Genomic DNA, 10,417 nt, shown 5'->3' on the forward strand with positions numbered 1-10,417 from the left:
TGAATGCCTTGTTGGTTCTTCCGATCCTGTTATCCTAAATAGGATCGGAAGAGCGACTTGATCTTTAGGGCAATAATGTTACTGCCTCTCGGTCTGCATACCGTAGCATGGCTTCATAAGGAGTTAATCCTGAAGATGCTGATAATGCTTTAATTTCAGTGACTAAAAACTTAACCACATCCCTGACGACTAGGTGAGCTAGAGGTTTATCGAAAGGAACACCTGCATTGCTTTGCCGCCAGAACCACTCTACCCGAGAGGTTAACGCTCCTCCCAATGTCAAAACTTGACCAGGTAAGGCGAAAACGCCATGTTGCTGAACTCGCTGCATTAGTTCAGCACCTGCTTCACCTCCAGGAATTGCCATATTATGAGCCAGGAGTAAGGTTGTACCCCTGGGCATTGTCTCCCAAAAAGAGTTTTCCAATTCCTGTCCAACGGTAGTAGCAACAATTAATCCTCCTCGCTCCAAACAATCTGTAGTGAAGGCTTTTTGCTTGGAGGGAAGCTTTAATAAGTTATCTGGAGGGACAATTCCACTATTAGGATCATCATACACCAGATCACAAACAGCTACATTTTGGTATGTCTCTCGCAAAAAGTACTTCAAAACGTCAGAACCCATGGCTCCCACTGCCCCAATTAAGGTAACTCGGTCTTCTTTCTGTTGTTGGAAACCAAGGGTTTCAATCGCTGAGATAATACCTGTTGCTGAGTAGGAAGATTTACCACCACATCCTCCCTGATCACAATTAATGCCGAGAGAATGAGGAGTAAATCGGTTCAAAGTATCCGCCAAACCAGCAAACCGACCAAAATCCGGAGTCAACTTGATCTTGCCTTGTTTTTGATTGAGGGATTCGCCAATGTGTTGAAAAATTGGTGAAATGGTAGAATCCCAATCTGGATGTTCTGGATTAACAAGGATGTCAGCAGTATCTTGGTGCTTGGGTCTGATTACGCAGCGAGCACCACCAACTTTGCTGTCCAAGAAACCTCCAGGAAGTCGATCGCTATAGTGGTTTAAAACACCTTTGCTTAATGCTGCATTGATCAGTTGATTTTTCAGGGCACTTTCAGACCACATCAATCGCTCGCAGATTTGCTTAGCTTCTGACTCCTGAGTATCAGGAGTTACCATTCGCGTTCCCCCATAAGAGTAGTTTACGGTTGGATTATTATCATTTGCGATAAAGATTTCAGCCAAATCATGATCTAACTTTTCGATTGTATTCGCCATTATTTGTTGATTGCTCCTTTTAAAGTTCAAACCCAACGATATAAGTCCAAAAAAGACTCAGTAACCCCTCACTATCCAACTAGTTTATAGTAAAAAAAAATCTGGATAGGGTGTTACAGGCATAAACAAGCCTTAAATATACTCTAAGACGGGTTGGCTATCTTCTCCATAACAACTGCTTCAAAGTCTTGTATTTATGTAAAAGGCTTGAACATTTGCTCGGGGTTCTTAAAAGCCTTAAATTCCAGAACATTTCCACAAGGATCGTGAAAATAAATCGTTCCTTGTTCTCCATTTTTGCCGACAAAACGTACTCGCGGACCAATTGTAAATTCGATGCCTTTTTCCTTTAAACGTTCAACTAAGCTTTCCCATTCTTCCCATTCTAAAATTATGCCAAAATGACGAACAGGGATGTTTAAAGGAGTTTGATCTCGATCAACGTGGTTGCTAGGTATATCTCGCGTTGCCTCCTGGGGTTGTAAATAGGCTGAAACGGAATTACCATAGAGGTTAAAATCAACCCATAAATCTGTACTACGTCCTTCTTTACAGCCAATCACACCACAATAAAATTGGCGTGTTTCTTCGAGATCGGCAACAGGAAAAGCTAAATGAAAAGGTTTAGATCCGGTCATACAGAACTGAGTATTAGATTTAGACTGTGATTTTATTTTATTAATTAAATCACGTATATCATTAAACAGCTTTTTTTTTATTTCCTCATTATCTTAACGAAAACTTTATTTTTTTTACTTTTCTTAATTATTCAGGTTGTGGGGTTGACAAAAGGGTAAAAATGAGCATAGTAATCCCTGAAGGCGTGACATGAGCCCCCTCAGATACCTGATCAACTAATGTCTATAGTGGAAGATTGTCTGCCGTTTTATGAGAAATTCTATCAAGAGGTATAATTTTGCCTGCCAAGTTAACTAGCTCTGACAATAACGTGCATGTAGATTTAGGAGAAGTATAAATGAAGGACAGCATCGACAATATATGTTTTAGCTTCTGGAACTCTGCGGTTCTCAGAGCGGCCATAAAACTTGGAATATTTCCTTTACTGGAACAACCTATTTCTGCCCGAGAAGTCTCCGATCACCTCAAAGCTAATCCTGGTTTTGTCCAAGCTTTTCTTGAATCCTGTGCTGGATTAGGTCTGCTGGAAAAAGAAGAGGGTAATTTTAAAAACTCTCAAGTCGCTTCTAAATTTTTAATACCAGACAAGCCAGAGTATCAAGGTGATTACATCGTCCATATTACCAATTTCTGGTACACTTGGGGCAATCTAGACCAGCTGATCCGTGAAGGTAGACCAGATTTTCCCTTTGAGAATGGTTTTGTTGATGCTGCTACCTATTGGACAAGCTATATCAAAGGTCGGCATAACCTAGCTATGGCAGGACAAGGAGCGGTCCTGGCTGAATATACTAACCTGAACAATAGGCGTAAAATGCTGGATTTAGGAGGAGGCTCTGGAAGCTACAGCATTGCTCTTTTTGACACTCCCCGGTCTAAAGACGCGGGGATTCTTCACTCAACGACCCAGCTTGCTGATCCTGACCGGAATCAAGAACAGTAGAGGCCAGATCTCCTGAAGAGTTCGGGTCTATAACCCAGGTTCCGGTGTGCCCCACCGTACCCAAGGCTTTTTTTAGAATATTGATCGCAGCATTGTGGTCGCGGTCTAATTCACAACCACATTTGCAGGTGTGAGTTCTGGTTGATAGTGATTTCTTCACGACCTCGCCGCATTCAGAGCAATTCTGGCTTGTATAAGCAGGATTCACTGCAACCGTGACCCTTTCAAACTTCTTGCCAAAATGCTCTAACCATTTTCTAAATTGATGCCAACCTGCGTCATTAATAGATTTAGCAAGACAATGGTTTTTAACCAGGTTTTTAACCCTCAAGTCTTCATAGGCTACCAGGTCGTTAGACCGGATTACGCAACGTGCAAGTCTCTTTGCATGTTCTTCACGCTGCCTACTTATTTTGAGGTGCTGTCTACCTAATCTATTAATGGCTTTTTTACGATTGGATGAGCCTTTCTTTTTACGAGAAACTCGACGTTGATAAAACTTTAGACGCTTTTCACCTTTCCTGTAAAAGCGTGGGTTAGGTTCAGTGCCTCCTCTGGAATCGGTATAGAATTCTTTTAGTCCTACGTCTAATCCTACAGTTGCATCTGCGGGTTCCAGTTGTTCATTTACATCGACAGAAATGCAAAATTGAACGTAGTACCCGTCAGCCCTTTTGACTACTCTAACCCGCTTGATTTGCTTCTTGTCAAAACGCCACAAGTCCCAGGTACCCTTGAGTTTTAGTTTCCCAATTCCTTTCTTATCACTAAAAGTAATTGATTTTTGTTCAGAAGATAACTTCCATCCTGACTGTTTGTACTCAACCGACCTACAGTGCTTTTTAAAGCGGGGATAACCTTTTTTCCCAGGGATTTTCTTCTTGCAGTTTTCAAAGAAGCGAGATATTGATGACCATGCCCTTTCAGCGGCAGCTTGTCGGGCAGTAGAGTTTAACTCATTGGCAAAAGGGAATTCTTTCGCTAACACCTTAGAGTACTTACTAAGATCGTATTTTCCTGTTCCCTTGTTGTCCATCCATAAACGAATACAACTATTCCGAATGAACTTAACTGTCCGAATTGCCTCGTCTATGGCTTTATATTGGGCAGCTTTGCCGTATGCTTTAAACTCTAAGATGATCATCAGAACTCGACCTATTATGTTATATTTTTATATTAACTTGTTTAGCGTAATCCGTCAAGTCGTGACTTAATCTTTTTCACGGCGACTAAAGTCGCTACCTGGCTTTCATCCCCGGTTTAAAAACACGGGGCTTTCAGCCTGGAGCAGTTCCGTAATGCTAATCCTGATTTAACAGCTGTAGTTGTCGATCTCAAAGAACCTTTAGAAATCGCCCTCAGCCTCTTGAAGCAATACAATCTCCAAGAGCGAATTACCCTATGGTCGGCGGATTTTCATACCACTGAGTTTGATCCCGACTATGATGTCGTTCTGCTTTCTGCAGTCTTGCGTCATATATCTCCCGAGCAATGTCTGAGGCTATTGTCCAAAGCTTACGATGCTCTATTGCCAGGTGGATTGCTGATCGTGCAGGAGTTTATAAATCCAGAAGATAATCCTAAGCAGTCATTGCGCAGTACAATGATGGAACTGTACTTAATGATTGGCTTTCATTCCGAATCGGGCAATCGCTCTAAAGAAGAAATTGCCCTATGGCTCGAAAAGACAGGATTTAAAAATATTAAGGTTATTCCTTTGCCTACACAAACAACTCTCATCCTTGGGGAAAAGCCCTAATATCAAGTCTGCTTGAATACCCATAATTAAGGAGAGGGTGGGAGGTGTGGGGAGATGGGGAGATAGGGAGATAGGGAGATTTTTATTATTAAGGGTAATTATTCTGAGATGATATAAAACTCCTATTTCTGGCAAATAAGGCTGTTTAGTAGGGATTGAAACAGGCAAGATGCCTGTTCCACGCCTGATGCCTGTTCCACCAATCAGATGCACCCTATGTCTTTCCCCCTCTCTCAGTCTCCCATGCCACAATCGCCTCAGTTAAACCTTCTAAAGTATATTCAACTGCTTCTACATCTACCCTACCTAGCAATTGGCGACAGCTTTCGGATGTTTGGGGACCAATGGAAGCGATACAGACATTGTCTAAAAGGGAATGGAGAGTGTTTAAGGGTGCAGATTGTTCGCGGTCGGCATTAGAGTAGGGTTGGTTAGTGTCCGTTGAAGCGTTAAAGGATTGGTTGAGAAGTTTGTAAAAATTATTCACGGTTTTAGAACTAGCAAACGTAACAATATCTATTGCTCTCTGTTGCCAAGCATCTAAAATAGCAGGAGCCATGTAATCTGGACAACCAGACTCATAGGCAGCAACTTCTACCACTTGAGCACCTTTTTCCGTTAGTTCTTTTACTAACACCTCTCGCCCACCGGTTTCGACTCGGGGGAAAAGCACTTGTTTGTTAGTTAAAGACTCTGGAAAATGTTCCACCAAAGAATCAGCTACAAAGTTTGGTGGGATAAAGTCGGGTTGTAAATTGTGTTGTTTCAGACTGGCAGCAGTTTTCTTACCCACCACAGCAATCTTAATCCCGACTAAAGCACGGGCATCTTTACCATTATTCAATAATCGTTTAAAAAAGTAATCCACCCCATTGCTAGAGGTGAGAATCAACCAATCGAAGTTAGCGAGATTAGCGATCGCATAATCTAATCCAGCCCAACTAGAAGGAGGAGTAATCACCAAGGTGGGCATTTCGATAATAGTCGCTCCTTCTTGTTCCAGGAGCTGGTTAAATTTCTGGGATTGACTAGCGGAACGGGTAACTAAGACGGTTTTTCCAGTAAGCACTTTGGTAGTTTTGGTTGAAGGTTTAAGGTTTGTGGGAGTTGAAGGTTTGTGGGAGTTGAAGGTTTGTGGGAGTTGTTCGCCTTTGGCGTTCGGTGAAGGGTAGGTTTAAGGTTTGTTGGAGTTGTTCGCCTTTGGCGTTCGGTGAAGGGTAGGTTTAAGGTTGGTGGGAGTTGAAGGTTTGTGGGAGTTGAAGGTTTGTGGGAGTTGAAGGTTGGTGGGAGTTGAAGGTTTAAGGTTTGTGGGAGTTGTTCGCCTTTGGCGTTCGGTGAAGGGTAGGTTTAAGGTTTGTGGGAGTTGAAGGTTGGTGGGAGTTGTTCGCCTTTGGCGTTCGGTGAAGGGTAGGTTTAAGGTTGGTGGGAGTTGAAGGTTTGTTTCGGTTGTTCGCCTTTGGCGTTCGGTGAAGGGTAGGTTTAAGCTGGTCTTGATAACCTTGGCCTTTCGGCCAAGCTTCAACTGGCTAACCTTCAACTGGCTAACCTTCAACTGGCTAACCTTCAACTGGCTAACCTTCAACTGGCTAACCTTCAACTGGCTAACCTTCAACTGGCTAACCTTCAACTGGCTAACCTTCAACTTGCTAACCTTCAACTTGCTAACCTTCAACTTGCTAACCTTCAACTTGCTAACCTTCAACTTGCTAACCTTCAACTGGCTAACCTTCAACTGGCTAACCTTCAACTGGCTAACCTTCAACTGGCTAACCTTCAACTGGCCAACCTTCAACTTGCCAACCTTCACTGTTCGACTGGTCTTGATCAGGTAATCCCATAAATGCCCTTAACCCCACTACTTCACCAACTACAATTACCACAGGTGAGAGGGAGATACCAAGGGTTTGGTTTACAATAGTGCCTAAGGTACCCAGCCAAACCTGTTGCTGGGGGCGTCCACCATTCCGAATCAGAGCAATGGGAGTCTGATGCGATCGCCCATAGTGTTGCAGCTGTTGGACAATTTCCCCTAGATGACGTCCTCCCATTAAAATCGCCAAGGTGTCGATTCTTGCTAGTGCTTCCCAATCTAGTTGCTCTGGCTGATGAGCAGTGACAACGGCAAAGCATTTGCTCAAAACGGAGTCTGTTAAAGGAATTCCCGCTAGTAAGGGAGCGGCTAGGGCTGAGGAAATGCCTGGTATCACCTCAAACTGACACTCAGCAGCAATCAATGCCTGAATTTCTGAGCTAGAGCGCCCGAAAATAAAGGGGTCACCACTTTTTAGCCTGACGACTTGCTTGCCTTGTCGGCATTGGTCTACTAGCAGTTGGTTAATCCTAGCTTGGGGTGTAGAAGGGCGTCCACCCCGTTTCCCCACATCAAACAGTTGACAATCACAGGGCACCAGTTGCAATAAAAGGGAATCTACTAGAGCATCATATACCAACACTTCAGCTTCAGTCAGTAGTTGTTGCCCCCTTACGGTTAAGTAGTTAACATCTCCTGGACCAGCACCTACGATGTAAATTTTTCCCTTTTTGTGATTAGTCATTATATAGCGGTTTGCAATTGCTGTTAGGTACAAAGTTCTGGGTTTTTAGGGAGCAGGGAGCAGGGAGCAGGGAGCAGAGAAGAGGTAATAGGGAATAGCGATGCGCTGCATCAAGAGGTGCGACCCGTGGCGAATTTAATTCTTAATGCGGAAAGCGCACCTAACAGGGAATCAATGTCAAAGAATAGTGTAGCTCATAACTGCGATAAACGCTAAGCGCGTTTGTATTTGAGATGTAAATCTAGGAATTTTTTTTATTGTCCAATAAAACTCCGGATCTCTTTGCGAGCCTGGGAGCAGGGCTGTTTCTTGCGTCGCACCTAAAAACTCTTAAAATCATTCCATTATTAAGCAACGCCAAAATTTTTGGTGAGCGGTGGCACAGTACATTAAAACGAAGCACCATGTCTCTCGCCCATCCGCTCCACTGAAGTGTTAGCTTGCTTCTGAAAGTTATTCAAGCCAGCGAAAAGCACGGCGTAACTCAGCAGCACCGTTATTCTCATACCAACCACCGTGAGATAGGATAACTTTTTCAGGGTTCCACTGAAGCATTCGCTTTAAGCAGCTACGGGACTGCTCCTTTTGTCTCCAAAATGTCATTCGCAAATCCAATGCAGTTTTTCCATCAGGATCGACAATGCCAACTAACTTAAGCAGCCGACCAAACTGCTTACTAACTTTATTGAGTTCAAAGTTTTCAATGAGATCGGTAAGAATGACAGTAGAACTCTTCCGGTGAAAAAATACAACTTCATCCATGAATCGACTACCCCGGAAAATTAATTGGTCTAAATCTGTGACCCACTGAGGCGGCGGTTCATTTTCCAAATCGGCATTAAAACTAACTTCAATTTTCTGTTGTGCTGCGCGATCGCGGACACCTGGGGATGCCCATGCTATGGCCTCTGGATAAGCAAAGCGCCCAGGTGCCAATGTGAGCATAGTGAATTTTGTTGGGTGAAATGAGGTGGCGCACTGAGCCAAGAGAGTCAATTTGAGCTTTGAGTTCTCGAGTCAATTCTGTTGGTGAATGGCACCATAGCTCACTGTTGCTCAACCGCACAATAGTCATACGTGTTGGAAAAGGAATCTTTGCCCCATACATTGACATCTGTACAATTGGGCCATCCTTCACCAATCTGTTTAAGGATATTGATCGGTTCATATAGCTTGATCGCATCGTGTCTCATAGCTACTCACAGAGGTAAAGTAAGGTGAATTACACAGATGATGTGGGGGTTTTGAGAGTAAAACTGGCAGGAATCGCACTCTGGAATTTTCATGACCTTGGAGGAAACGGATAGTTCTGCTCAAGTAGGATGCACCGTATCAAGCACGGTAGCATCTTCTCAGCCTCACCTGGTTCGCGAGGATACTTCTCGCTCTCTTGGACTACGTGGGCGCTGGCGACCGTTGCACCACCGGTAGTACCTACACGAAGCTCAACCTTGTAGATCAGGTATCCCGTCCAACTTCGATGGAAAAACAGCGTGGGTTCGTCGAAGTAGATAAACCACTTATCTTCCATTTCGCGCGGAATGAGACCCAAACGTATCCGATTCACCTCCGCTGGCGTAAACTCGTCTTCGTATGTTATCGGCACAAATTCCCCCTTCGAAGGACTGGTCTTCCAACTGTCTCTAGTTGCTGCTTTCATGACGATCTTAAGCCTAACTATTTATTATACGGAAACTTTCCATCTATCACACCAAACAATCCAGCTAAATCAAGGGTTACAGATACTTTAATTATAACATCAAGAACTTTTCCGGATACAGACTATATCAATTAGCATCTTCTGGGGCTGTATCGTTTTACCCTTACGATCTTAAGCCTCTCTTTTTCTTGCGCTTACCCTGGCTTAACAGCCCTGCCCGTGAAGAGGGATCCGCTGGTGCATCTCATTTTTGTACAAACATCATTCATTAAGTTTTGGGATTTTGCTTGCTTGAGGTTATCTTCACAACAAGTTAGCCAGGCTGATACTGATGTGCTGAATTTGAAAAATATAGACTGTATTCAAACTGCGATTAAGAATATGATATCCTAATAGTTTGCTAAATTAAATTAGAGGCAAAGGACTTTGGTTACAGAATTTAAAGACTACTTCTCAAAGCAAGCAAATGATTATAGAAACTATAGACCTCATTATCCAAAATATTTGTTTGAGTATTTAGCTGCACTTGTACCTGATCGTCAAGCAGCGTGGGATTGTGCCACTGGTAATGGTCAAGTAGCCTTGGGCTTAACCCCTCATTTTCAAAAAATTTATGCTACAGATGCCAGCGAAAAGCAAATTAGTCATGCATTTCATCATGATAAAATTAACTATTCTGTGGCAGTGGCCGAAAAAGTCGGGCTAGGGAATCAATCTATAGATTTAATAACTGTTGCCCAAGCTGTTCATTGGTTTAATCTAGAAAAGTTTTATCAGGAAGTGCAGCGAGTTTCTAAACCTGGAGGAATTATTGCTCTCTGGGGCTACTGGTATTTTGAATTACCTCCAGAAGAAAATCACATAGACCAAATGTCTAGGAATTTTTTCACCACAGTGGTTGACCAGTATTGGCCAGAAGAAACAAAACTACTGCTTCAAAATTATCAAACCATTCCTTTTCCTTTTGCTGAGTTAAAAACACCTATTTTAACAATTGAAACCCAATGGAACATGGAAGAATTTCTGGGATATTTGACTACTTGGTCTGCTATTCAAAAGCTTATCGCTGTTCAATCCCAGGAACCAATCTTGGAATTCTCCAACCGTCTAGTCGAGGCTTGGGGCGATCCCGAGAGGAAAATTATATTGCAATGGCCATTACATATGAGAGTTGGTCGGATAGAGTGAACTACCCTTGGGGTTAGGGGGGCAAAACCATACTCAGAATCAGCAACGCCAAGCCAGTTACTGATCTGACTCCCCATCCCCCCACCCTTCCCACCCTTGCAACACTCCCTATTCCTCTGGCTCCATCGGCAGACTTATATCTAAAACTATTAGAAACTTAGCATCAGGCAGCAGCTGTTTCAGGGTCTGGGAATAACCTTTGGCATCAGAACAGTTGCGGAACCGAGCGAAAACGACTGGTGGCATCGGTGGTAATAGCCGAATCAGGACCCATGGGTATAGGCTTAGATGATGCGACATAATATGAAGTTATCGGGCGACTGAAAGGCGCTCTTGGAAGTGAAAGGCTAGAACCCTTTCCTAGTCTTGGATTCAGACTAGTTTCCACCCGAAGGAGCGTAGTGAGATGGATATCGCGGCTAAGGCTACGACA

The 10,417-nt window shown here is 43.3% G+C and carries 9 protein-coding genes and 2 pseudogenes; 4 read left to right on the forward strand and 7 right to left on the reverse strand.

Translation table 11 applies throughout. The features are described from left to right. Positions 1 to 64 precede the first annotated feature (64 nt). Entirely contained in the window at positions 65 to 1,240 is a 1,176-nt protein-coding gene (locus tag F6K53_RS00750) for a hypothetical protein (protein WP_293023040.1), read from the reverse strand. A 194-nt stretch (positions 1,241 to 1,434) separates the two neighbouring features. Further along, a complete protein-coding gene (locus tag F6K53_RS00755; RefSeq protein ID WP_293023043.1) occupies positions 1,435 to 1,878 on the reverse strand; it encodes a VOC family protein in 444 nt (147 codons plus the stop codon). A gap of 338 nt (positions 1,879 to 2,216) precedes the next feature. Here F6K53_RS00755 and F6K53_RS00760 point away from each other — a divergent pair, with 338 nt between their 5' ends. Further along, positions 2,217 to 2,822 carry a methyltransferase dimerization domain-containing protein gene (locus F6K53_RS00760; RefSeq protein ID WP_293079619.1) on the forward strand — a complete coding sequence of 202 codons (606 nt, stop codon included), beginning with the start codon at positions 2,217 to 2,219 and terminating at the stop codon, positions 2,820 to 2,822. Here F6K53_RS00760 and F6K53_RS00765 read toward each other — a convergent pair. Continuing rightward, complete coding sequence (locus F6K53_RS00765; RefSeq protein WP_293079622.1) at positions 2,755 to 3,966, reverse strand: transposase; 1,212 nt, start codon at positions 3,964 to 3,966, stop codon at positions 2,755 to 2,757. The genes F6K53_RS00760 and F6K53_RS00765 overlap by 68 nt on opposite strands. Before the next feature lie 138 nt (positions 3,967 to 4,104). Between F6K53_RS00765 and F6K53_RS00770 the strand changes: the two genes are divergently transcribed. Beyond that, positions 4,105 to 4,581, forward strand: a complete 477-nt coding sequence (locus F6K53_RS00770) for a methyltransferase (RefSeq protein WP_293072325.1) — start codon at positions 4,105 to 4,107, stop codon at positions 4,579 to 4,581. A 214-nt stretch (positions 4,582 to 4,795) separates the two neighbouring features. On the opposite strand, the pseudogene F6K53_RS00775 reads toward F6K53_RS00770, so the two are convergent. Then, positions 4,796 to 5,647 (reverse strand): annotated as a pseudogene (locus F6K53_RS00775) (uroporphyrinogen-III synthase); the annotation flags it as partial. Positions 5,648 to 6,118: 471 nt separating this feature from the next. On the opposite strand from F6K53_RS00775, the gene F6K53_RS45640 reads away from it, so the two are divergent. Further along, the gene (locus F6K53_RS45640; RefSeq protein WP_366511308.1) at positions 6,119 to 6,421 is read left to right on the forward strand and encodes a pentapeptide repeat-containing protein; all 303 of its coding nucleotides are present in this window, start codon (positions 6,119 to 6,121) and stop codon (positions 6,419 to 6,421) included. Here F6K53_RS45640 and cobA read toward each other — a convergent pair. Both cobA and F6K53_RS00790 read right to left on the reverse strand, forming a co-directional pair. Next, a pseudogene (cobA, locus tag F6K53_RS00785) lies at positions 6,405 to 7,136 on the reverse strand (uroporphyrinogen-III C-methyltransferase); the annotation flags it as partial. The gene F6K53_RS45640 and the pseudogene cobA sit on opposite strands and share 17 nt — an antisense overlap. A 453-nt stretch (positions 7,137 to 7,589) precedes the next feature. Continuing rightward, complete coding sequence (locus tag F6K53_RS00790; RefSeq protein ID WP_293023053.1) at positions 7,590 to 8,081, reverse strand: hypothetical protein; 492 nt, start codon at positions 8,079 to 8,081, stop codon at positions 7,590 to 7,592. Between the two features lie 1,141 nt (positions 8,082 to 9,222). Here F6K53_RS00790 and F6K53_RS00795 point away from each other — a divergent pair. Beyond that, complete coding sequence (locus tag F6K53_RS00795; RefSeq protein WP_293023056.1) at positions 9,223 to 9,984, forward strand: class I SAM-dependent methyltransferase; 762 nt, start codon at positions 9,223 to 9,225, stop codon at positions 9,982 to 9,984. A 108-nt stretch (positions 9,985 to 10,092) separates the two neighbouring features. Here the strand turns inward: F6K53_RS00795 and F6K53_RS00800 are convergent, their stop codons facing one another. Continuing rightward, on the reverse strand, positions 10,093 to 10,230 hold the full coding sequence (locus F6K53_RS00800) for a hypothetical protein (RefSeq protein WP_366511307.1): 138 nt from the start codon (positions 10,228 to 10,230) through the stop codon (positions 10,093 to 10,095). Between the last annotated feature and the right edge of the window lie 187 nt (positions 10,231 to 10,417).

It is taken from the genome of Moorena sp. SIO4A1 (genome assembly GCF_010672065.1).
Classification (GTDB): Bacteria; Cyanobacteriota; Cyanobacteriia; order Cyanobacteriales; family Coleofasciculaceae; genus Moorena.